21 protein-coding genes and 2 pseudogenes are annotated in these 21,235 nt (G+C 64.1%); 11 read left to right on the top strand and 12 right to left on the bottom strand.

The window, feature by feature from the left end:
* The first annotated feature begins 35 nt into the window (after positions 1–35).
* The 3 genes from EOA23_RS16870 (at position 36) to EOA23_RS16860 (ending at position 1,958) form a co-directional block, all read left to right on the top strand.
* Entirely contained in the window at positions 36–674 is a 639-nt protein-coding gene (locus EOA23_RS16870) for an FMN-dependent NADH-azoreductase (protein WP_042647004.1), read from the top strand.
* A gap of 79 nt (positions 675–753) precedes the next feature.
* Positions 754–990 (top strand): hypothetical protein, encoded by a 237-nt coding sequence (locus tag EOA23_RS16865; RefSeq protein WP_245474213.1) that lies wholly within the window; start codon positions 754–756, stop codon positions 988–990.
* 35 nt (positions 991–1,025) lie between these two features.
* Positions 1,026–1,958: a 3-keto-5-aminohexanoate cleavage protein gene (locus tag EOA23_RS16860; RefSeq protein ID WP_127304967.1), complete on the top strand. Its 933-nt coding sequence runs from the start codon at positions 1,026–1,028 to the stop codon at positions 1,956–1,958.
* Between the two features lie 38 nt (positions 1,959–1,996).
* Here EOA23_RS16860 and EOA23_RS16855 read toward each other — a convergent pair whose 3' ends face one another.
* Both EOA23_RS16855 and EOA23_RS16850 read right to left on the bottom strand, forming a co-directional pair.
* On the bottom strand, positions 1,997–2,290 hold the full coding sequence (locus EOA23_RS16855) for an HlyU family transcriptional regulator (RefSeq protein WP_127304966.1): 294 nt from the start codon (positions 2,288–2,290) through the stop codon (positions 1,997–1,999).
* Between the two features lie 49 nt (positions 2,291–2,339).
* Positions 2,340–2,981, bottom strand: a complete 642-nt coding sequence (locus EOA23_RS16850) for a TetR/AcrR family transcriptional regulator (protein WP_126059867.1) — start codon at positions 2,979–2,981, stop codon at positions 2,340–2,342.
* Between the two features lie 175 nt (positions 2,982–3,156).
* On the opposite strand from EOA23_RS16850, the gene EOA23_RS16845 reads away from it, so the two are divergent.
* Positions 3,157–3,834: a PspA/IM30 family protein gene (locus tag EOA23_RS16845; RefSeq protein WP_127304965.1), complete on the top strand. Its 678-nt coding sequence runs from the start codon at positions 3,157–3,159 to the stop codon at positions 3,832–3,834.
* A 44-nt stretch (positions 3,835–3,878) separates the two neighbouring features.
* Complete coding sequence (locus tag EOA23_RS16840; protein WP_127304964.1) at positions 3,879–4,139, top strand: YiaA/YiaB family inner membrane protein; 261 nt, start codon at positions 3,879–3,881, stop codon at positions 4,137–4,139.
* Positions 4,140–4,219: 80 nt separating this feature from the next.
* Here EOA23_RS16840 and EOA23_RS16835 read toward each other — a convergent pair whose 3' ends face one another.
* The 6 genes from EOA23_RS16835 to EOA23_RS16810 form a co-directional block, all read right to left on the bottom strand.
* Complete coding sequence (locus tag EOA23_RS16835; protein WP_127304963.1) at positions 4,220–4,882, bottom strand: PadR family transcriptional regulator; 663 nt, start codon at positions 4,880–4,882, stop codon at positions 4,220–4,222.
* Between the two features lie 130 nt (positions 4,883–5,012).
* Positions 5,013–5,393 carry a DCC1-like thiol-disulfide oxidoreductase family protein gene (locus EOA23_RS16830; protein ID WP_127304962.1) on the bottom strand — a complete coding sequence of 127 codons (381 nt, stop codon included), beginning with the start codon at positions 5,391–5,393 and terminating at the stop codon, positions 5,013–5,015.
* 63 nt (positions 5,394–5,456) lie between these two features.
* Positions 5,457–5,750 (bottom strand): GYD domain-containing protein, encoded by a 294-nt coding sequence (locus EOA23_RS16825; RefSeq protein ID WP_042646984.1) that lies wholly within the window; start codon positions 5,748–5,750, stop codon positions 5,457–5,459.
* Positions 5,751–5,957: 207 nt separating this feature from the next.
* A complete protein-coding gene (gene rpoD / locus EOA23_RS16820) occupies positions 5,958–7,985 on the bottom strand; it encodes an RNA polymerase sigma factor RpoD (RefSeq protein WP_127304961.1) in 2,028 nt (675 codons plus the stop codon).
* Between the two features lie 429 nt (positions 7,986–8,414).
* Positions 8,415–10,361: a DNA primase gene (gene dnaG, locus EOA23_RS16815; RefSeq protein WP_127304960.1), complete on the bottom strand. Its 1,947-nt coding sequence runs from the start codon at positions 10,359–10,361 to the stop codon at positions 8,415–8,417.
* Between the two features lie 137 nt (positions 10,362–10,498).
* Positions 10,499–10,861 carry an RcnB family protein gene (locus EOA23_RS16810; protein WP_127304959.1) on the bottom strand — a complete coding sequence of 121 codons (363 nt, stop codon included), beginning with the start codon at positions 10,859–10,861 and terminating at the stop codon, positions 10,499–10,501.
* 360 nt (positions 10,862–11,221) lie between these two features.
* On the opposite strand from EOA23_RS16810, the gene EOA23_RS16805 reads away from it, so the two are divergent.
* Together EOA23_RS16805 and EOA23_RS16800 are read left to right on the top strand one after the other, a co-directional pair.
* Positions 11,222–12,886, top strand: a complete 1,665-nt coding sequence (locus tag EOA23_RS16805) for a Na/Pi cotransporter family protein (protein WP_127304958.1) — start codon at positions 11,222–11,224, stop codon at positions 12,884–12,886.
* Between the two features lie 101 nt (positions 12,887–12,987).
* Positions 12,988–14,169 carry an MFS transporter gene (locus tag EOA23_RS16800; protein WP_127304957.1) on the top strand — a complete coding sequence of 394 codons (1,182 nt, stop codon included), beginning with the start codon at positions 12,988–12,990 and terminating at the stop codon, positions 14,167–14,169.
* Between the two features lie 29 nt (positions 14,170–14,198).
* Here EOA23_RS16800 and EOA23_RS16795 read toward each other — a convergent pair whose 3' ends face one another.
* Positions 14,199–15,557: a PLP-dependent aminotransferase family protein gene (locus tag EOA23_RS16795; RefSeq protein ID WP_127304956.1), complete on the bottom strand. Its 1,359-nt coding sequence runs from the start codon at positions 15,555–15,557 to the stop codon at positions 14,199–14,201.
* Between the two features lie 131 nt (positions 15,558–15,688).
* Here EOA23_RS16795 and EOA23_RS16790 point away from each other — a divergent pair.
* Positions 15,689–16,067, top strand: a pseudogene (locus EOA23_RS16790) (DUF983 domain-containing protein).
* Between the two features lie 99 nt (positions 16,068–16,166).
* On the opposite strand, the gene EOA23_RS16785 reads toward EOA23_RS16790, so the two are convergent.
* Positions 16,167–16,877 carry a DNA helicase gene (locus EOA23_RS16785; protein ID WP_127304955.1) on the bottom strand — a complete coding sequence of 237 codons (711 nt, stop codon included), beginning with the start codon at positions 16,875–16,877 and terminating at the stop codon, positions 16,167–16,169.
* 283 nt (positions 16,878–17,160) lie between these two features.
* Here EOA23_RS16785 and EOA23_RS16780 point away from each other — a divergent pair, with 283 nt between their 5' ends.
* Entirely contained in the window at positions 17,161–18,159 is a 999-nt protein-coding gene (locus EOA23_RS16780; protein WP_127304954.1) for a hypothetical protein, read from the top strand.
* Between the two features lie 107 nt (positions 18,160–18,266).
* On the opposite strand, the gene EOA23_RS16775 is transcribed toward EOA23_RS16780, so the two are convergent.
* Positions 18,267–18,716 (bottom strand): GatB/YqeY domain-containing protein, encoded by a 450-nt coding sequence (locus EOA23_RS16775; RefSeq protein WP_127304953.1) that lies wholly within the window; start codon positions 18,714–18,716, stop codon positions 18,267–18,269.
* A gap of 262 nt (positions 18,717–18,978) precedes the next feature.
* Here EOA23_RS16775 and carA point away from each other — a divergent pair, with 262 nt between their 5' ends.
* The gene (gene carA / locus EOA23_RS16770; RefSeq protein ID WP_127304952.1) at positions 18,979–20,181 is read left to right on the top strand and encodes a glutamine-hydrolyzing carbamoyl-phosphate synthase small subunit; all 1,203 of its coding nucleotides are present in this window, start codon (positions 18,979–18,981) and stop codon (positions 20,179–20,181) included.
* 371 nt (positions 20,182–20,552) lie between these two features.
* The gene (locus EOA23_RS16760) at positions 20,553–20,888 is read left to right on the top strand and encodes a helix-turn-helix transcriptional regulator (protein ID WP_245456418.1); all 336 of its coding nucleotides are present in this window, start codon (positions 20,553–20,555) and stop codon (positions 20,886–20,888) included.
* A gap of 6 nt (positions 20,889–20,894) precedes the next feature.
* Here the strand turns inward: EOA23_RS16760 and EOA23_RS16755 are convergent.
* A pseudogene (locus EOA23_RS16755) lies at positions 20,895–21,235 on the bottom strand (tetracycline resistance MFS efflux pump); the annotation flags it as partial.

Raw genomic sequence — 21,235 nt, 5'->3', positions numbered from 1 at the left:
GGAAAGTTTCAATCCACCCCCAAGGGGACACCGCCATGTCTATTCTTCTCGTTACCTCCAGCCCGCGCGGCGCTGCTTCGCACTCGACCCGCGTCGCCACCGATCTCGCCCAGAAGCTTGTTGCCGCCGATCCGTCCAACACGCTTGTCGTGCGCGATCTGGTCACCAATCCGCTGCCGCATATCGACCCCGACTATGCCACCGGCATCTACACGCCGGCCGAAGCGCGCACGCCGCGCCAGGCCGAAGTCGTCGGCGTTTCCGACGCCGTGCTCGATGAGGTCTTCGCCGCCGACACGATCATCCTCGCCACCGGCTTCATCAACTTCAACATCTCTTCGACGTTGAAGTCCTGGGTCGACCACGTCGCCCGCTCGGGCAAGACCTTCGCTTACGGCGAGAATGGTCCGAAGGGCCTCGTCGCCGGCAAGAAGGTCTACATCGTGCTCGCTTCCGGCGGCATCTATTCGGAAGGCGCCGCGGTGCAGATGGACCATGCCGTCCCGTATCTGCGCAGCGTGCTCGGCTTCCTCGGCATGACCGACGTTGAAGTGATCCGCGTCGAGGGCGTCGGCATGGGTGCCGATGCCGTGACCGCCGCGCTCGCCAAGGCCACCGCCAAGGTCGACGCGATCGCTGCCGCCAACGCCAATCAGGCCGCCGCGGCTGCCTGATCACCGATGCCGGAGATGAAAGAGGCAGGCGCCCGCCAGCGCCTGCCTCTTTCTGCATTTCGCTCCGGCGCTGGTCATCGTGACGATCCAGAACGCGGTGCCGATCTGGAACGACTTTTTCTTTCCGCTGGTGCTGATCACCTCCGACAATTTGAAGACACTGCCGCAAGGGCTGACCGTGTTCGTCGGCGAATTCACCACCGACTGGGGGGTGCTGTTCACCGGGCTGACACTGGCGGCGCTGCCGATTACCGTGCTCTATATCGTGCTGTCGAAGCAGTTCATTTCCGGCATCACGCAAGGCGCGGTCAAATAGGCGCTTCAAACAACCAAGAGATCGAGGCATCAAAAGTGGCGAACCGGAACAAGATCATCATCACCTGCGCGGTCACGGGCTCGATCCATACGCCATCGATGTCGCCGCATCTGCCGGTGACGGCCGAAGAGATCGCCACCGCCGCGATAGAGGCGGCCGAGGCGGGCGCCGCGATCGTCCATCTCCATGCCCGCAATCCGGTCGACGGCCGCCCCGACCAATCGACCGAGGCCTTCGCGCCTTTCCTGCAGGTCATCAAGCAGCGCTCCAATTGCGTCGTCAACATCACCACCGGCGGTGCCGCGACGATGAGTGTCGAGGAGCGCGTCCGGCCGGCGAAGGTCTTTGCGCCCGAGGTCGCGTCGCTCAACATGGGCTCGATGAATTTCGCGCTGTTCCCGATGCTGGAGCGCTTCAAGACCTTCGAGCATGACTGGGAGCGGCCCTATCTCGAATCCTCGCGCGACCGCATCTTCCGCAACACTTTTGGCGACATCGAGCACATATTGCGCACCTGCGGCGACAACGGCACGCGCTTCGAGATCGAGTGCTACGATATCGGCCATCTCTACACGCTGGCGCATTTCGTCGAGCGCGGCCTGGTCAAGGCGCCGTTCTTCGTCCAGAGCGTGTTCGGCATCCTCGGCGGCATCGGCACGCATCCGGAAGACGTCGCGCACATGAAGCGCACCGCCGACCGACTGTTCGGCAACGATTATCACTGGTCGGTGCTGGGCGCCGGCCGCCATCAACTGCCGATCGCCACGCAGGCGATTGCGCTCGGCGGCAATGTGCGCGTCGGGCTGGAGGATTCACTCTGGATCGGCAAGGGCAAGCTCGCCCGCTCCAGCGCCGAACAGGTGACCAAGGTGCGCCAGATCATCGAAGGCCTCGGCGCCTCGATCGCCACGCCCGACGAGGCGCGCCAGATCCTGCAGCTCAAGGGCGGGGATAAGGTCTCGTTCTGATCGAAAGATGCTGGCCGGCGCAGCCGAAGCTACGGCGCCTAGCCGAATATCCGCTCGCCCTGCTCGTCGACCAGCTGGATGCCTTTCTTGATCGAGATGTCGACGGCGTCGTCCAGTCCGGCGAAGCGGTCGGCTCGGATGAAGCGGTGCTCCTTCAGCACGCCGTCCACTTCCTTCGAGACGACGCCGCAGGTCTGGTACTGGCCCTCGGCCTTGTAGGGCGTCGCGCTGATCAGGAAGCCCTTGTGCTCGACCTGCTTTGCCGGCTTGGCGCTGCCGGTCTCCGTGGCCTCACTGCTGCCGCCGCCGAAAAGCTTTTTCAGAAAAGACATTTTTTAAAACTCCATTTTACGCGGGCGTCGAAGATCCGCAGCGCCCTGTTTAATCAGACTTTGTCTCAGCATGCGCGAATGCGCCGCCATGTTCCAGTCCCTTGACGAAAACGCCGACCAGCAGCTCGATCTGATGCCAGATCTCCTCGGCCTGCCGGCTGTCGGAATTGGCCACATAGCCACTGGTCACGATGCCATGCACACTTGACCACAAGGTCCGGGCCGCAAGCGCGCGGCGGTTGTCGTCGAGGCCGAAATCGCCTGCCTTGAGCACGCCGGCGACAATGTCGAAGAGCGCGTCGAGCAGCGCGTCATAGGCATCGGGGCCCGGCCGCGTCGCACGGCGGCGGTTGAAGGCAAGCACCGCCGGCCAGCTGCCGGGATGCGCCTCGACGAAGCGCACATAGGCCGCCGCCATCGCCAGGATGCGGTGCTGGACATCGGTCACCCCTTGCCTTTCGAGATCGGCCATGGCCGCGAGGCCTGTCGCGCCGAGCCGGTCGAGCAGCCGCATGTTGACGGCCCGGTGCACCTCGTCGAGATCGGCAAAGAGGTTGTAGACCGATCCGACCGAAATGCCGGCCTGCTCGGCGATGGTGCGCGCTTTCAGGTTCTCGGCGCCGCCCTCATTGAGCAGCGCCTCGGCGATGGCGAGCACCTTCTCGCTCATTTCTTCCTTGTCCAGCGCCATGCACTTTCCTGCCCTTCTGTCCGGAACCCGCGTGCAGGCCCGAATTCATTCTGTTTGCCTGCGTTTACCATGTCCGACACCCCTTGAACAGCGTTCAAAATAGTTCTTGAACAATGTTCATGTCCTGCTATGTTGGCGTCGTGAACAACGTTCACATCAACAGGGAGAAGACTCAATGCTTAGCCTGATCAAGACATTGCTGGACGGCGCCAGCGCCCGGGCCGAGGACAATCTGAAGGACCGTTTCGCCATCGACCTTCTGGCGCAGCGCATCCGCGACGCGGAAGCGGGCCTCGCCGCCGCCAAGCAGACGCTCGCCTCGCTGATCGTGCGCCAGCGTGCCGAGCAGACCAGCCTCGACCAGCTCGACCGCCGCATCGCCGATCTGGAAACCCGCACGCTGAGCGCGCTTTCCGCCAACAACCAGGCGCTTGCCGAAGGCGGCGCTTCCGCAATCGCCGAGCTCGAGAACGAGCGCGAGGTGCGCCGCGCCACCGTGAAGAGCCTGGGCGAGAAGACCTTGCGTATGCGCCTGTCCGTCGAACGGGCGCATCGCCGCATCATCGGCCTCAATCAGGGCATGATCTCCGCGCGGGCGATCGACGCCGAGCGCAAGGCGCAGTCGCGCCTCAACCGGTCGATCGGCCGCACGGCGAGCATCAACGAGGCGGAGGAACTGCTCGCCCGCATCAGGGAAAGCAGCGACCCGTTCGAGGAGGCCGGCATCCTCGACGAGATCGATGGCGAGCTGCGCCACGAGGCGATCCGCGAGCGCCTCGCCGAGGCAGGCCACGGACCGGCCACCAAGGTGCGCGCCGAGGACGTCCTGGCGCGCCTCAAATCCCTGAACTGAACCCGCTTTCCGAAAAAACAGATCAAATTCCAAGGAGCAATACGATGAACGGCAATCAGACCTATATCCTGTTCAACACCGTGTCGGTGGGCGCCGCCTATTTCATGCTCGGCCTGTCGTTGTGGCTGGCGCCGGTTGACCTCTCGACCAAGGGCTATTGGGCCATGGGTGTCCTCCTGCTTACCGGCAGCCTGGTGAACCTGGTCAAGTACCGCACCGACGAGCGTATTGCGGCCGAGACCACAGCCAAGATCGAGAAGGCGCGCAACGAGAAGCTGATCAGCGAATATGTCGGCAAGGATTGACCGCTTCCTGGTCGATCATCGACAAGCGAAAAGCCCGGATCGCTCCGGGCTTTTCGTTCAACTGAAGAATGCGCTCGGACTTAGCGCCGCGCCAGCGCCTCGATCGCCTCGGCGGCGTCTTCCAGGATGCTGATCGCCTCGGCCTGCTTGTCTTCCGGCGCGTCGGCGATGTCGCCGAGCGCGGCGCGCAGACGATGTCGCAGCGCGCGGAACTGGTCGCGCTTTTCCGAACGGCCGCGGCGCCCCTCGTCCTTGTCGTCGCCCCAACCGAACCACTCGCGCGCCGCGGCCATCTTGCGGCCGAAGCGCTCGAGATGGTCGAGCACGCCGTCGATCATCTCGCGGTTCTCGTCGAGATGCGCCCTGCCGGCCTCGGTGATGGAAAACACCTTCTTGTTGCCTTCGCTGGACGACACCGCATAGCCCGCCTCTTCCAGGAAGGTCAGCGTCGGATAGACCACGCCCGGGCTCGGGCTGTAGACGCCGCTGGTGCGCTCTTCCAGCGCCTTGATGATGTCATAGCCATGGCGCGGCGCGTCGGCCAAGAGCGACAGTGTGATCAGCTTGAGATCGCCGTCGGCGAGCATCCGGCCAGCGCGGAACATGTCGCCCGGGCCGCCGCGCCCGCCGCCCCTGCCCCCAAACGGACCAAAGCCGCCGCCACCGCGGCCGCCGAACTTGCCGGCCATATGCATGAACATGCGCTCGCCGAAATGATGCCCGGAATGATCGTGCCTGTGCATGAATTGCTCCTTGAGTTATATCTTACGATACATCTTAAGTAAGGCGCACTCCTCGTCGAGTCAAGATATATCTTACGATGTATGCAGGAGGCGCCAAGGCCTCCGGCATGCTGCTGTCGTTTGGGGTTGCCTACCATCGGCCCTTACGCCGGTTCCAGGCGTAGAGAAGGTCCGCGAAACGGTCATAGGCGATGCGCGTCAGCGGCAGCGTTGTCACATTGCCGAACAAGCTCGCCAGCCACCCCTCGCCCGGCGTGAGCCGCCAGACCGCGACCGCCACATCGGCGCCGACCAGCAGCCGGCCTTCGCTATCGGTCGCGTGCAGGCGCCGGCGGATATCCTCGAGCGAGGCGCCGAAGGCTGAAAGCGCTTCGGGTTCGAAATTGATGTCGCGGAATGCGACGCGGCCCGCCTTGACCGCCTCGATCAGCCGCCGCCTCTGGCGGCTGATGCCGGCATCGCACACCGGACAGCGCGTGTTGTACCAGACGGTCAGCGGCGGCTTGGGCATGGCGCGATTATCGGGAATGCGGCGCGGCTTCGCAACAGCCGCGCCGGTCCCGGCTTCAGCCGCCTACCCGAGCGAACTGATGATCTCGCGATAGGCGAATTCCGGGAACGCCTTCATCGTCCGCGTCTTGACATTGCCGCCCGACGACAGCAGCAGCGCGAAGCGGGCGAGCACCGCGTCGTCCGGAGCCTCGACGATGGCGACCATGTCGCATTCGCCCATCGTCAGGTAGAATGACTTGAACGAGCCGCCCATTTCCCCCAGCAGCTTTTTGGCCGCATCGAGCCGCTTCGGCGACTCCCGCACGTTCCTGGCGCCCAGCTCGGTCCAGTTGATAAGCACGATGTAGGTTGTCATGGCACACCTCCCACCGGGAGCCACGGTGCAGGCGCCTGGCCGTTTACGGCCAACGCCGGGGCGGGCATCCGGCTTGTCGCCCACAAATGCATCCGACACCCGAATTATCCTCCTGTCGGGCAGATGCGGCAAGGCGGCATGAAAGGTGGCCGGAAACGCCAAAGGGCGCCCGAGGCGCCCTCTGGACTTGCTTGTCTGACCTGCGGATCAGCTGTCGAGGAAGCTTCTGAGCTTGCGCGACCGGCTCGGATGCTTGAGCTTGCGCAGCGCCTTGGCTTCGATCTGGCGGATGCGCTCGCGCGTCACCGAGAACTGCTGACCGACTTCCTCCAGCGTGTGGTCGGTGTTCATGCCGATGCCGAAGCGCATGCGCAGCACGCGTTCCTCGCGCGGCGTCAGCGAGGCAAGCACCCGCGTCGTCGTCTCGCGCAGATTGGCCTGGATCGCCGCGTCGATCGGCAGGATCGCCATCTTGTCCTCGATGAAGTCGCCGAGATGCGAATCCTCCTCGTCGCCGACAGGCGTTTCGAGAGAGATCGGCTCCTTGGCGATCTTCAGGACCTTGCGCACCTTTTCCAGCGGCATAGCGAGCTTTTCCGCCAGTTCCTCCGGCGTCGGCTCGCGGCCGATCTCGTGCAGCATCTGGCGCGAGGTGCGAACGATCTTGTTGATCGTCTCGATCATGTGCACCGGAATGCGGATGGTGCGCGCCTGGTCGGCGATCGAGCGGGTGATGGCCTGCCGGATCCACCAGGTGGCGTAGGTCGAGAACTTGTAGCCGCGACGGTATTCGAACTTATCGACCGCCTTCATCAGGCCGATATTGCCTTCCTGAATGAGGTCCAGGAACTGCAGGCCGCGATTGGTGTATTTCTTGGCGATGGAGATGACGAGACGCAGGTTCGCCTCGACCATTTCCTTCTTGGCGATCGCGGCCTCACGCTCGCCTTTCTGCACCTGGTTCACGATCTTACGGAATTCCAGGATCGAGATCGCCGTTTCGGTGGCGAGGTTCTGGATCTCGGCGCGCAGCTCCTTGATCGTGTCCTTCTCGTTCTTGGTGAATTCCTTCCAACCGCGCGAGGTCAAATTGGCGATCGAGCGGGTCCAGTTCGGATCGAGCTCCGAGCCCTGATATTCCTTGAGGAATTCCTCGCGGCGCACGCCATAGCTCTCGGCGAGCCGCAGAAGCTTGCCCTCGTTCTGCACCAGGCGCTTGTTGATGTCGTAGAGCTGCTCGACCAGCGCCTCGATGCGCGCGGCGTTGAGCGACAGCGACTTCACCGCCTTGATCAGCTGGTCCTTCAGCTCCTTCAGCCGGCGGTCCTGGCTGGGCGACAGCGTGCCGGCGGCGGCGAGACGATTCTCGACCTGCTGGTCCTGCAGCTTGCGCAGCTTCTTGTAGGTGTCGGCGATGACGTCGAGCGTCTCCATCACCTGCGGGCGCAGTTCCGCTTCCATCGCGGCCAGCGACAGGCTGGCCTCGTCCTCGTCGTCTTCCTCTTCCTCCAGCCCGCGCGTGTCGCCCCCGACATTGGTGATGTCGTCTTCTTCCTCGCGCGCCGCGCGGCCACGCGGCTTCTCTTCCGGCTTGGAGGGCGCTTCCTCGACGCGTTCGACCACCGGCGCCTGCTTGGCCTCCGGGCCGGCATAGGTCGCCTCTAGGTCGATGATCTCGCGCAGCAGGATCTTCGATTCGTTGAGCTCGTCGCGCCAGATGATGATGGCCTGGAAGGTCAGCGGGCTTTCGCACAGACCCGCGATCATCGTTTCGCGGCCGGCCTCGATACGCTTGGCGATGGCGATTTCGCCCTCGCGCGACAGAAGCTCGACCGAGCCCATCTCGCGCAGGTACATGCGCACCGGATCGTCGGTGCGATCGGTCGGCTCTTTCTTGGTGGTCGTGGCGGCAACGGCGGTGCCGGTCTGCTCGGCAAGCTCGTTGGCGTCTTCCTCGCTGTCGCCGGCGGGCTCGGCCTCGGCCTCTTCGCCCTGCTCGTCATCCTCGACAACGTTGATGCCCATGTCGCTGAGCATCGCGTTGATGTCTTCGATGCGGTCCGGATCCGTCTCTTCCGAGGGCAGCACCGCGTTCAATTCGTCGAGCGTGACATAGCCGCGTTTCTTCGCGGCCTTGATCATCTTCTTGACAGCATCGTCGGAAAGGTCGAGCAAAGGGCCATCGGTGGCGCCTTCGCGTTCGGTCTCGACCTCTTCCTTTTCCTTTGTCGCCATTCTTTGTCGTCTCCAAGCGGCCCAATATCGAGGCCGCGTAAACTGTCGGACCGGTTACGCCGGATGTGCTCGTACCGGAATGCTTTTTACCGGCCCGGCAACCGCGTCATCTCTTTTGTTTTGTGCATCTCGTTTGCCCCAAACCGGTTTTCACTTTTGGGCGACATGCATTAAGTCCAGATTAACCCTGATATCTGGAGCAGGCGTTTTGCCTGTCCAGCCGTCACCGGCACCTCACATCGCTCAAATTTCCCGCCGACGCCGGGGCACGGTTAACGTTTCGAATCGTCCTGATTCCGCCAATCTGCCAGAAGGTCAAGCGCCTCTGGCATGATTCGCATGAAAAAAGCGAATCAATTACCCGACTTAGAGGCGTCGATTCGACGCGCTGCGCATTTCCACTTCACTTCCAATGGGTGGTGTTCGGCCCTAAACGCGGCCAACCCTGCCCGATGAAACGCCGAACCCTTCGATCAGCGCTTCCGTTGCCTGCACATCGTTGAATTGCGCTTGAATCTCGACGAGATGCCGGAAGTTTTCGTCCGAAGGGTCTGCATCGAGCGCCGCCTGCGCCTGTTTCAGCTCTCTATGTAAGGTGCGGGCGCTGCGCTGCAAGTGCATCGCCTGGTTGAAGGCGTCGCGGGCGTCGTCGAGCGCGGCGGTTTCGAGCGCCGGCCATTGCCGCGCCCGCTTGATCAGCTCCACCGCCCGCTCCCAGATGCCGCCGCAGCCGGCGCGCTCGATGGTGGCGATGACCGCGCCGCGCTCGTCGGCCGCGTCATGCGCCATGGCATCGAGGATGGCCGCGTGCAGTTTGCGCAAGTCAGAATTGGCGAGGTCTAGGAATTCGACATGGGCGAAATTCTCGTCGATCAGCGCCGGGTGGTTGACCAGAGCCACGATGATCGTCGCCTCGCGCACCGACATCCCCTCGCCGGCCCGCTTGACCAGCGCCGACTGGCCGAGGCTTTCAGTGATCGCGATGCGGCCGCTTCCCCCCTTGGCGAACTGCCCGCCGGGTGCCGCGGCCTTGCCCTGGCCGCGCTCTCCCAGCCGGCCGCCATCCTGGCGACCCTGCCGAGCATTGCGTTGTGAGCCGAAGAAGCTCAGCTCCCGCTCGCGCATAGCCTGCTGGTAATGGTAGCGCGTGCTCTCGTCGCGGATGCGGCTGGTCAGTTCGCGCAGCGTCTTTCCCAGTTCGGCGCGACGTTCCGGCGTTTCGAAGACGCCGCCGGCGGTCTCCCGCATCCACAGGAGATCGACAAGCGGCCGCGCCTCCGCCAGCACTGCCCGGAACGCATCCGGCCCCTCTGCCTTGACCAGATCGTCAGGGTCCTTGCCTTCCGGCAGCAGCGCAAACCGCGCCGAGCGTCCTGCCTGCACCGAAGGCAGGGCCAGATCCGCGGCACGCCATGCCGCTTTCAATCCTGCCTTGTCGCCGTCGAAGCAAAGCACCGGCTCGGGCGCCATGCGCCACAACAGCTCGAGCTGGTTTTCGGTGAGCGCGGTGCCGAGCGGCGCCACGGCATTCTCGAAGCCGGCCTGCGCCAGCGCGATAACGTCCATATAGCCTTCGACCGCGATCACCGTACCGCCTTTCGCCAGCGCCTTGCGGGCGCGGGCGAAATTGTAGAGCACGTTGCCCTTGTGGAAGAGCTCGGTGTCGGGCGAGTTCATGTATTTGGCGAGCGCATCCGGCGCCAGCGCGCGACCGCCGAAGGCGATGATCTTGCCGCGCGAATCCGGGATCGGGAACATGATGCGGTCGCGGAACCAGTCATAGGAAACCGGAATGTCGTCGCCATGCCGCACCAGCCCGCAGGCCTCGATATCGGCCTTCGGCACGCCCTTCGCGGCGAGATGCTCTTTCAAGGCGTTGCGGCTGTCGGGCGCATAGCCCAGCCGGAACGATTGCTGCGTCGCCGACGTCAGTCCGCGCTCCCTGAGATACGCACGGGCTTTGGCACCGTCGGCGCTCTGCAGTCGCTCCTGGAAGAAGGCGGTCGCCATCTCCATCACCTCGGTCAGGCTGGCGCGCTCCTTCTCGCGCCGTTCTTCCCGTTCATCGCGCACCGGCATCGGCACGCCGGCCATTTCGGCGATCTTCTCGACCGCTTCGGGAAAACTCATGCCGTCGAGCTCGGTGAGGAACTTGAAATGATCGCCCGACACCGAGCAGCCGAAGCAGTGATAACGGCCCTTCTTGTCCTCGCAGTGGAAGGACGGGCTTTTCTCCCCATGGAACGGGCAGCAGGCCCAATAGTCGCCGCGCGATGCGTTGGTCTTCTTCCTGTCCCACGCGACACGCGTGCCGATCACCGATGAAATCGGCACGCGGTCGCGAATCTCGTCGAGGAAGGCGGGTGGAAAGCGCATCTAAGAAAGCTCGTTTGCCCTCCATATAATCAAGCCGGCCGGGCGCTGCGACTCTGTCCGGCCCATCGTACCCGCTTTTCACAGACGAAAAGAAGGCGGCCGGGGCGGCCGCCTTCTGCATTACCGGTTGTCGCGGTTTACTGCGCGGCGATCGCGCCGAAGATGATGCCGGACAGGATGCTGACCAGCACATAATCGTTGCCGACGCGGATCCACTCCTGGCCGGGTCCGGGGCGGCGCAGGCCGTAGTGGTTCCAGTCGCGGACCGGCTGGTGGCGCCTCCAGTTGGAATACTTCTGGCCGTTGCGCCAATGGCTGCGCTTCACGACCTTCTTCTTGACGATGACGCGCTTGTCGACATGCCGGCCGGGCTTCTGCCAGTCGACCTGCGTGTAATTCGACTGCGGCGCGCTCGGCTGGGCGAGCGGCGCGGCCTGGCCGGAGAAGGCCGAGGCGGCCAGCATCGAGGCAGTGACGGCGCAAAGTATGAGACGCTTCATGGTCGGTACTCCTTGTTGTCGATAGACGAAGGACTAACGGCCAATGGATGAACCGAAACTGAACGCTGGAATTACAATTCTGTAATGATTTCCGATGCTTGCTCGAGCCGCTTCAACAACACCGCGGATTCCTCCGGCCACGCCGCCTAGCGTTGGGCACCATGAAGCGAACCGCAGCCGCCAAGCGCATGCAACCAATGCCTTCTCCGTTCATTTCCGACATGCGCCGTCGAGCCGAGACGATCATCGCATCAGAGAAATCTATTATTCGGCTAATCTTAATTGGTATATTTCGACGCGTTGAATGGCTAAGATTCGTACTCCTCTCCACGTCGCCGCAGCAACCCCGCGGGGTTGGCTGTGAGCGGCTCCGTCGTCCTCCTGCACCTTGCCGGCGCGGTGGCGCTGATGCTGTTCGCCACCCGCATGGTGAAGACCGGCGTCGAGCGCGCCTATGGTGACGTGCTGCGCCACAGGTTGCGCGCCACCATGCGCAATCCGGTCATGGCGGTGCTGGCCGGCTGTGGGCTGGCGGTCGCGCTGCAGAGCTCGACCGCAGTGACGCTGCTGGTCGGCTCCTTCGCCGGCGCCGGCATCGTTTCGGGCGCCGCCGGACAGCTGGCGGTGCGCGGCGCCGAGATCGGCTCGGCGTTGGTGGCCAAGCTGCTCACCTTCGATCTGACGCTTTTGGTGCCGCTCTGCCTGATCGCGGGCACGGTCATGTTCATGGCCACGGAGCGGCGCGACTGGCGGCAGTTGGGCCGCATCCTGATCGGCATCGGCCTGTTGATCCTGTCGCTGGAGATGATCGGGCAGGCGTCGGAGCCGCTGCGCCAGAGCTCACTGATGCCGCTGATCATCAGCTACTTCTCCGGCGATTTCGTCACCGCCTATCTGCTCGCAGCACTCGTCACCTGGCTCTTCCATTCCTCGATCGCCGCCGTGCTGCTTCTGGTGACGCTGGCGGGGCGCGGCTTCATTCCTCCGGAGCTCGGCATCGTGCTGGTGCTTGGCGTCAATCTCGGTTCCTCCGTCATCGCGCCCTTGCTCACCCGCAATGCCGATCCGGGCATCCGCGTCGTGCCGATCGGCAACCTCTTGATGCGCGGCATGGGTTCGCTGGTGATGCTGATCCTGTTCATGACCGTGAAGCCGCCGATCGGTTTCCTTGGCGCCACCGTGCCCGACCAGATCGTAAACGCGCACATCCTGTTCAATGTGGTTATCCTGCTCGCCGGCCTGCCGCTTGCCGGCCTTGTCTACCGTATTTCCGAGAAGATCGTGGCGGTCGGCGCAAAGCCGGACCCGACGGCGGCGCTCGACATCATTGAGCTCTCGGCGCTGAACGAGAGCGCCCTCGATACGCCAAGCCAGGCGCTGGCCAACGTCACGCGCGAAGTGGTGCGGGTCTGCGAGACGGTCGAGATCATGCTGAAGCGCATCATCGAGCTTTACGAAGATGCCGACCCCGCCAAGATCAAGGCGCTTGCCGCGCTCGACGACCGCGTCGACAACAAGCACGCCGCGATCAAGCTCTACTTAGCCAAAGTCACTCGGAACCCGCTGACCGAGGACGAGGCGTTGCGCTGCCAGGAGCTGATCGGCGCCTGCGTCAAGCTGGAGCAGGTCGGCGACATCATCGTGCGTAACATGCTGGTGCATGTCAGGAAGAAGCTGGAGCGCGGCCTGGAATTCACGCCGGAAGGCTGGCAGGAGCTTTGCGCCTTCCACTCCTCCGTGCTCGCCAATGCGCGGCTCGCCTTCAACGTGCTCGTCTCGCGCGACCCGGAAACCGCCAGGCAATTGGTTCTGGAGAAGGACCTGTTGCGCGAGCGCGAGAAGGAAACCAGCGCCAGCCATTTCCTGCGCCTGCGCGAGGGCACCGCCAAGAGCGTCGAGACGAGCTCGATCCACCTCGACACCATCCGCGACCTAAAGCAGATCAACTCGCTGTTGGCCTCGATCGCCTATCCGGTGCTCGAGGAGCGCGGCCTGCTCGGCGGCTCGCGGCTGAAGGCCAGCTGAGGGAGTTCAAGAAAAGCTAAAGCGGTATCGACAATTTCTCCATTGCCGCGCCCGCCCAGGCGTGGTTTGAGGCCATGCATTCCTCGCATATGTTTTGAACCATGCTGCCGCTGATTGCTCTTTTCCTTGCCGCCTTCGCCTTCGGCACCACCGAATTCGTCATCGCCGGCGTGCTGCCGGAGGTGGCGCAAGGTCTCGGCGTTTCGGTGCCGACCGCCGGATATCTCGTCTCCGGCTATGCCTGCGGCATTGCCATCGGCGGCCCGCTGCTGGCCCTCATGACCAGCAAGGTCTCGCGCAAGACGCTGCTGATCGGACTGACGATCGCTTTCACCCTCGGCCAGGTGGCCTGCGCGCTGGCGCCCGATTTCACCGCCATGCTTATGCTGCGCATCGCGACCGCCGTGGCGCATGGCTGCTATTTCGGCGTCGCCATGGTGGTTGCGGTCAGCCTGGTGCGCGAGGACCAGCGCGGCCGGGCGGTCGCGGTGATCCTCTCGGGATTGACGGTTTCCAACGTCATCGGCGTGCCCGCCGGCACCGCGATCGGCAGTCTGTGGGGTTGGCGCGCGACCTTCTGGGTGATGGGCTCGCTGGGCCTCGTCGCGATCGTCGCCATGCTGGCGCTGTTGCCGCGAACGGCGGGCGCCGCCAGCCGGCCCGCCGGGCTGGCGCGCGAAGTTCGCGTGCTTGGCCGCCAGCAGGTCTGGACCTCGCTGATCCTCATGCTAATGCTGATGATCGGCCAGTTCGCGCCGTTCACCTACATCACGCCGATGCTGCTCGAAGTGACCGGCCTCGACGAGAGCCTGATCCCGTGGGTGCTTTTGCTCAATGGCGTCGGCGCCACGATCGGCGTCCTGGTCGGCGGCAAGCTCGCCGACTGGAAGCTGATGCCCTCGCTGATCGTCATGCTCGCCCTGCAGGCAGTGGCGCTCGGCGTTATCCATCTGGTGAGCCCCTACCCGGTGCCGATGATCGTTGTCATCGTCATCTGGGGCGGCCTGAATTTCGCCATCGGCGCGCCGATCCAGACGCGCATCCTGGCCTGGACGGCCGATGCCTCCAACCTCGCTTCCGCGCTGATCCCATCCGGCTTCAATGTCGGCATCGCGCTCGCCGCGTCGCTGGGTGCTGCGATGCTCAATGCCGGCTACGGCTATCGCAGCCTGCCGCTCGCAGGCGCCCTGGCCATGCTGGTGGCGGTGGTGGTGGCTATCGGCTCGCAAGCCTGGGAATGGCGCAGCCGCGCGACGCCGCCGCTGCCGGCGGCGGCCGAGTAACGGGCCGCGCCAAGCCACGGTTTGCTGCTTCAGACCTTCGGTCGCGAGGAGCCCGGCACTCCCGAAAGGATGGAAGCGAGGCTTTCAAGGCCCTCCGTCAATCGGTCGCGGTTGGGCGTGGCGCCGAGCGCCAGTCGAAACCCGTTGGCGAAGTCCGGCCCGACGGCGAACTCTTCCGCGGGGCTGATGGCCAGCCCGCGACGGCGGGCAATGTCGGCGAGTTCGCCCGAGCGCAACCGGCTCTCCAGCGGATACCACAGATGCAGGCTGGCCTCCGATGCCGCAAAGCCCTTGGGCAGGATGTTGCGCGCGATCTCCTGCCTGGCCTGCGCTTCGGCGCGCACGGCGGCGGTGATCTCCCCGGCTAGGCCGCTTCGCAGCCACTCGCAGGCGAGGCCCGTCATCAGCGGCGGCGCCATCATGGTGGTCCCGCGTATCGCTGCCGCGATGCGCTCGGCGGCCTGCGGATCAGGCGCCGCCAGAAAGGCCGTGCGCAGGAAAGGCGAGATGCATTTCGCCAATGTCGCGACATGGAAGGTTCGTTCGGGCGCCAGGGTCAGAAAGGCCGGCGGCGGTGTGGCGAGCAGCCTTCTGTAGGGATCGTCCTCGACGATGGTCAGCTCGAGCTTGTCGGCCATGCGGGCGAGTTCGCGCCGCCTGCCTTCGGCCATGACGGATGCGGTCGGATTTTGCAGCGTCGGATTGAGATAGAGGACACGTGCGCCGTGCCGCCGCACCGCCTCTTCGAGATCGTCCGGCAGCATGCCGTCACCGTCGTTTGCGACGGCGGCGAGCTTGCGCCGCGTGGTCCCGGCCAGCGCGATCAGCCCGGGATAGGTCAGCGCGTCGGCAAGGATCGTGTCGCCCTCGCGCGTCTCTGCCAGCACGACGGCCGTGAGCAGCGCCTGCGCGCCCGAACCGACAACGACCCTGTCGACCGGCAGCCTGTCTCCCGCTGCGGCGAGCCAGGACGAGCCAGCGGCGCGCTCCGCGGGCGAGCCTGGGCCGGGATGATAGGAAAGCAGCGCTTCCGCGCTGGAGCGCTTGAGCAGCCCCTCGATGCCCGTCCGGATCAAGGCCGGCAGGTTGAGGCCGGCGGGTGCCGGCGGGATGTTCATGCTGAGATCGAGGACAGGCTCTTCCGGTTCGCCCGGCGTGACGAAGGTGCCGCGGCCCGCCGTCGCGTCGATCAGGTTCCTGCGTCGGGCCTCGGAAAAAGCCCGCGTCACGGTCGTGAGATCGACCCCGAGCAGCCGAGCAAGCTCCCGTTGCGGCGGCAACCTGTCGCCCGGCTGCAACCGGCCGCCCGACCGGGCATCCGCCAAGGCATCGACGATCTTGAGATAGACCGGTCGCGGTCCCGCCTCCAGAACCGGAAGCCAGCCCATGTCACATTCTCGGGTCACTTATTCGCATCCATACATTTTGTCGCATTGTCTGCATACAAGAATGGTATATGTATGCAACCGAGATCTCAAGGCCGGGCTGACCTCACGAGAGATCCACTGGAGCGACGATCATGGAAGACCTTGCGCATTATCCACCCCTGGTGCCTTGGCAGGTGGGAATCCGCGGCCGCTGCCCGCGTTGCGGAGAGGGCCACCTGTTCGACGGATTCCTGAAACTGGCGCGAGGTCTGCGGGCTCGACTATTCCTTTGCCGATCCCGCCGACGGCCCGGCCTTTTTCGTCATCTGCTTTGCCTGTGTGCCCTCGGTGCTGTTCGCCGTCTGGGCGCAGGTGACTTTCGAGCCCTCCATGTGGTTCCACGCCTTCGTTTCGATCCCGATCGTTCTCGCGACCTGCATCCCGCCGCTCAGGCCGCTCAAGGGCTGGCTCGTGGCAAGCCAGTTCTACCACAAGGCGGAAGAAGGAAGGCTGGCTAGGCCCGGCGAGTGACCTTGACCCGGTTTCGATCATGGGTTCGTCTCGCGGCCCACGGGTTTGTCCAGATTCAGGTCGAGGTCGAGACCGGCATGCCCCCTACGCGGATCGCTCTCAAGTCGCCTGGAACTGGATTTCGCCTTTGTTGAGAAAACAGGCCTTGTCGAACAGCGACAGGTCGAGCGGATTCGGCAGCCGGATATCACCTATATCCGGGAACGGCTTCCTGGCGGGATCGTACGACCTGTTGATCTGCGAGATGAAGACCAGCACCAGCCCACGTTCCCGGGCGAACGACCTCAATGCACGTATCTGGACCATGAGCTCGGGATTGTCCCGCTTCTGGTCGAGCAGTTGCAGATAGTCGATGACCGCCAGCGTGCCGCGCGGCGCCGACCACAATGCCTCGATGATGTAGGCGGCGCTGATGGCGTCGGAATTGTCGAAGGTGAACAGGTGGTCGAAATCCGCAGGGTCGGCGCCGATGTCCCGGAACCGGTCGAGGATGTCGGCATGCATATATTCCAGGGTAAAGAATACGGCGAGACTGCCCTGCTTCATGGCCGCCACGGCGAGTTCGAGGCTCATCAGCGTCTTGCCCTGCCCAGGCCGTGCCGCCACGAGGACCATGTCGCCGGGCATAAGCCGCTCCAGCAGCCTGTCGCCAGGCGCGACTTCGGCGGCTTTTGCCGCAAGCAGGCTCCAGCTGCCAAAGCCTGCCTTGGCGGCAACGCGGTCGAGCGCCTCGTGAAGGGGGACATTTTCCCGGCGAGACAAGAGCCTCGCCTGGCGTTTCAGATGATAGATGGGTGCGGAAAGCCGCATCGAAAAACCTCCTGCCGCGAGCAGTCTTGGCAACCCCTCCTTATGCGTGGCGCCCGAACAGTTGGTTGGGTGATGGACTGCCCTGCATGAACAATGCTTCCCGATGGAGGGAGGAGGCGTGGGCGCGCCGGGAATCGGATCATAGCGCAATCGAAGCAGACCGGAAATCCGACCTGCAAAGGCGTCGCTAAACTAGAAGTGTTTCGCCGAAGCGTGCGAGACCTTCTATGATCGGTCCGGGTGATTCACAGGTGCGAGACGTTTCGACAGGAGGGGCAAAACGGTGCGGTTGAGATCTGTTCCGCTGGGCGCGGCCGTCTTCTGTTTGGTCGTGATCCTGGCCGCGCTGACGGCATCGGCCAGCTCATTTGCCGCCTTGCGGCCGTCGACCATTCCCGACTGGCTGCAGCGCCATGTCGGCGACGGCGAGGGCCAGATCTCTGAAGTCGTGCTGGAGCGGGCACGCGCGCTCTACCAGAAGAAAGTCAGCGACGGCTCGGTCAGCAATCCCTGCTACTTCGCCATGGACGCGACGCGTCCTGGCGACCTCGGCAACAGCGTGCTCGGCCAGCGCTACTACATCATCTGCGAAGCCAAGCAGCTCTTCCGCGCGGTTTCCGCAGGCCATGGCGGCGGCCGCAACCTGAAAGGCGTCGCCGATTTCTCCAACGGCAGGCGCTGCGCGAAGAACTTCGGCAACGCGATGGATTCCGAGTTGACGGCCGGCGGCGCCTATATGACGGCGGAGACCAAGACCTCCTTCAAGGGCTACTACCGGGTCGGCGCGCAGAACGCGGTGTTCATGCGCACCTTCATCCAGTTCGACGGCGAAGGCGAGACGGCGAACGCCAGGCAGCGTGTCATCGGCGGGCATCCGGCGGCCATCCTGAAGGGCTTGTGCATGCGCAAGAACCCGCAAAGCTCTTATGCCAACCACGACGGCTTTGTGCCTTACGGCAAGCTGGTGGATTACGCCGGCGGCCGCAGCAATGGCTGCACCAGCTGGTCGCCGGCCGATGCCGAGCAGATCATCCCCCTCGTGAAGAACAGCCCGACGACGCTCTACATCTATCCGGAATCGCGCGACATCGCCGCCGTTGCGCGTGCCAAGGCCGCAGGCCAGGCGCTCTCAGGCGCGGGCACCTATTGGAACGCCTCCTGCCTGAAGGAGATCGGCACGCCCAAATTCTGGCCGAAGCAGACGCTTGAGCCGATTATCGCGCAATATAAGAAGGACCATCCGGCGCCACCCCCGCAGCCGGTGCCGATCTGCGAGGACTGAGCAGTTCCAGGAAAAGTGTGTAACGGTTTTCCGTCCGGAGTTGCGAAAAAACAAGGGGATAGCGGTTCGCCGGTTCCCTGAAACGGCGAAACGCTCTGAGGCTGCCGCTACTGCAGCAGCCCCTTGATGATGGCGCTCGCCTTGGCAAAGTCCATCTGTCCAGCATATTTCTGCTTCAGCGCGCCGATCACCTTGCCCATGTCCTTCTGGCTGGCGGCGCCGGTCGCCGCGATCGCCTCGCGCGCCGCGGCCGTGATCGCCGCCTCGTCGAGCTGCGTCGGCAGGAATTCGCGGATGATCTCCAACTCGCCGCGCTCCTGCGCCGCCAGTTCCGGCCGCTTGCCGTCCTCGAAGGCCTTTGCCGATTCCTCGCGCTGCTTCACCATCTTGGCGAGGATCTGCAGGATCTCCTCCTCGCTCGCCGGCGGCTTGCCGGAGCCGCGATTGGCGATGTCGCGGTCGTGGATAGCGGCCTGGATCAGCCGCAGCGTCGGCAGGCGGTGCTTGTCCTGCGCCTTCATCGCGCTCTTCATGGATTCGGCGATTTTCTCGCGCATCGTGCTTCTCCTTCGAATGCGGCGGACAATAGCTTCGCCGAACGGGCAACGCAAATTCCGGCAAGCCGCTGATATTGCTGGACGAATGGAAAACGGAGCTGGCTGGCGGTGCCCGCATTGACCGTTCGGGTGCCTTCGCCTATGTAGTCGGTCCTGCATGAGACAATGAGTTGACGCGCGGAGGCTGGGAAATCCTGCTTCGCGCGCTTTGCTGCGCGAGTGGTCCCGCTGACCAGTCGCAGCGCCTGACAGGAGTGCCGCCATGGCCACAACCACCGCCCCCTGGGCCACCGAAAAGCCGACCGCCCTTCTGGTGCTCGCCGACGGCACGGTGATCGAGGGCCGCGGTCTCGGCGCCACCGGATCGGCCGTTGCCGAGGTTTGCTTCAACACGGCGCTGACCGGCTACGAGGAGATCCTCACCGATCCGTCCTACGCCGGCCAGATCGTCACCTTCACCTTCCCGCATGTCGGCAATGTCGGCACCAATGACGAGGACATCGAGGACTTGCATCCGGCGGCCCGCGCCGGCGCTGTCGGCGCCATCTTCAAGGCCAATGTCACCGATCCGTCCAACTATCGCGCCGCCGGCCATCTCGACCAGTGGCTGAAGCGGCGCGGCATTGTCGCGCTGTCCGGCATCGACACCCGCGCGCTCACCGTGCTGATCCGCGAGAAGGGCATGCCCAATGCCGTCATCGCGCATGCGCCCGACGGCGTTTTCGACATCGAGGACCTGAAGCGCCAAGCCGCGGCATGGTCGGGCCTGATCGGCCTCGATCTGGCCAAGGAGGTCACGTCGGGCCAGTCCTCGGTCTGGCGCGAGACGCCGTGGGTGTGGAACGAGGGCTATGGCGAGCAGGACGCGCCGTCTATGCACGTCGTGGCCATCGACTACGGCGTCAAGCGCAACATCCTGCGCCTGCTTGCGGGCCTGGGCGCCAAGATCACCGTCGTCCCGGCCAAGACCGGCGCCGAGGAAATCCTCGCCATGCAGCCGGACGGCATCTTCCTGTCCAATGGCCCCGGCGACCCGGAAGCGACCGGCGAATACGCCGTGCCGGTGATCCAGAACCTCTTGAAGACCGACATTCCGGTGTTCGGCATCTGCCTCGGCCATCAGATGCTGGCGCTGGCGCTCGGTGGCAAGACCGAGAAGATGCATCAGGGCCACCACGGCGCCAACCATCCGGTCAAGGACCACACCACCGGCAAGGTCGAGATCGTCTCGATGAACCACGGTTTCGCCGTTGACGCCGACTCGCTGCCCGAAGGCGTCGAGGAAACCCACGTCTCGCTCTTCGACGGATCCAACTGCGGCATCGCGCTGACCGGCCGTCCAGTGTTCTCGGTCCAGCATCATCCCGAGGCCTCGCCCGGCCCGCAGGATTCGCACTACCTCTTCCGCCGCTTCGTCAACCTGATCCGCGAGCGGCGCGGCGAGGAAGCTTTGGCGGAACGTTGACACACCCGTTAGTTAGCTATAATATCGCAAAAATAGAGGCAAGAGCAGCGATATCCGGTGAAGACCATCATCCTCTCGGCGGCCGCGGCTCGTGATCTAGACAATCTACCCGCCGACGTTCGGAACCAAGTATCTGACGGCCTGATAGATTACGCGATAAGCGGTCGAGGAGATGTAAAGCGCCTATCCGGTAGAGACGGCTACAGGCTGCGGATCGGTCGCTACCGAGTTATATTCGATGAGGATCGCACCACTATCCTAGCGATCTACATAGGAAAACGCGAGACAACAACCTACAGCAGGTCATAGCAGGACAAGATGTCATGAATGCCCCGCAAATCATCAAAACCTCGACCGGCGAGGAATTGGTCGTGATCCCCAAGGCGGATTACGAGGCGTTGCTGCATGCCGCCGAAGAGGCTCTCGAAGATGCTGCGGATGTCGCCATATATGACGAGCGCAAAGCCGACCTCAAAACCGAAAGGGCGCTGCCGGCAGACGTGACCATGGATGTCTTGCGCGGCTCCAGTCGACTAAAGGCGCTACGCAACTGGCGGAAGCTTACCCAGGCCGAACTGGCGGCGGCGATCGGTGTCAGCCAAGGTTTCCTGTCGGACCTCGAATCCAATCGCCGTAAGCCGTCAGAGCAGACCAGCGCAACGTTGGCGAAGGCGCTCGATGTCCCCAGCGAATGGATCGAGCCTTAGTCATCGTCAAGCCGTGTCGATCAGCGGCTCCTGCGTGTGCATGCGCTCGACTTCCTTCGGCGTCGGCTTGGCCACCTTCGTCACGAAGACAATGACCGCCAGCGTCAGGAAAATCGCGCCGAGCACATAGGGCGCGCCGCCGAACACGACCGGCGCCGCCGGGCTGGTGAACCAGGAGAAGATCGCCGTGTAGAGCAGCGGCGTGATGATCGAAGTGATCGAGAAGATCGAGGTCATCGCGCCCTGCAATTCGCCTTGTGCCGACGGCGGCACCTTGGCGGCGGCGAGGCTTCTGAGCGGCGGATCGGCCAGCGCCTCCAGGCAACCGGCCACGATCACCGCATAGA

The organism is Mesorhizobium sp. M2A.F.Ca.ET.042.01.1.1 (assembly GCF_003997405.1).
GTDB lineage: Bacteria > Pseudomonadota > Alphaproteobacteria > Rhizobiales > Rhizobiaceae > Mesorhizobium.
Note: the sequence above shows the minus strand (reverse complement) of the source record. Positions and strands in the feature narration are given on the sequence as shown.

Coding starts and splice junctions, on each gene's coding strand:
- EOA23_RS16870 (WP_042647004.1), top strand. CDS start 36: ATGTCTATTCTTCTCGTTACCTCCAGCCCGCGCGGCGCTGCTTCGCAC.
- EOA23_RS16855 (WP_127304966.1), bottom strand. CDS start 2,290: ATGTCTTTTCTGAAAAAGCTTTTCGGCGGCGGCAGCAGTGAGGCCACG.
- EOA23_RS16850 (WP_126059867.1), bottom strand. CDS start 2,981: ATGGCGCTGGACAAGGAAGAAATGAGCGAGAAGGTGCTCGCCATCGCC.
- EOA23_RS16845 (WP_127304965.1), top strand. CDS start 3,157: ATGCTTAGCCTGATCAAGACATTGCTGGACGGCGCCAGCGCCCGGGCC.
- EOA23_RS16840 (WP_127304964.1), top strand. CDS start 3,879: ATGAACGGCAATCAGACCTATATCCTGTTCAACACCGTGTCGGTGGGC.
- EOA23_RS16835 (WP_127304963.1), bottom strand. CDS start 4,882: ATGCACAGGCACGATCATTCCGGGCATCATTTCGGCGAGCGCATGTTC.
- EOA23_RS16830 (WP_127304962.1), bottom strand. CDS start 5,393: ATGCCCAAGCCGCCGCTGACCGTCTGGTACAACACGCGCTGTCCGGTG.
- EOA23_RS16825 (WP_042646984.1), bottom strand. CDS start 5,750: ATGACAACCTACATCGTGCTTATCAACTGGACCGAGCTGGGCGCCAGG.
- rpoD (WP_127304961.1), bottom strand. CDS start 7,985: ATGGCGACAAAGGAAAAGGAAGAGGTCGAGACCGAACGCGAAGGCGCC.
- dnaG (WP_127304960.1), bottom strand. CDS start 10,361: ATGCGCTTTCCACCCGCCTTCCTCGACGAGATTCGCGACCGCGTGCCG.
- EOA23_RS16810 (WP_127304959.1), bottom strand. CDS start 10,861: ATGAAGCGTCTCATACTTTGCGCCGTCACTGCCTCGATGCTGGCCGCC.
- EOA23_RS16800 (WP_127304957.1), top strand. CDS start 12,988: ATGCTGCCGCTGATTGCTCTTTTCCTTGCCGCCTTCGCCTTCGGCACC.
- EOA23_RS16795 (WP_127304956.1), bottom strand. CDS start 15,557: ATGGGCTGGCTTCCGGTTCTGGAGGCGGGACCGCGACCGGTCTATCTC.
- EOA23_RS16785 (WP_127304955.1), bottom strand. CDS start 16,877: ATGCGGCTTTCCGCACCCATCTATCATCTGAAACGCCAGGCGAGGCTC.
- EOA23_RS16775 (WP_127304953.1), bottom strand. CDS start 18,716: ATGCGCGAGAAAATCGCCGAATCCATGAAGAGCGCGATGAAGGCGCAG.
- carA (WP_127304952.1), top strand. CDS start 18,979: ATGGCCACAACCACCGCCCCCTGGGCCACCGAAAAGCCGACCGCCCTT.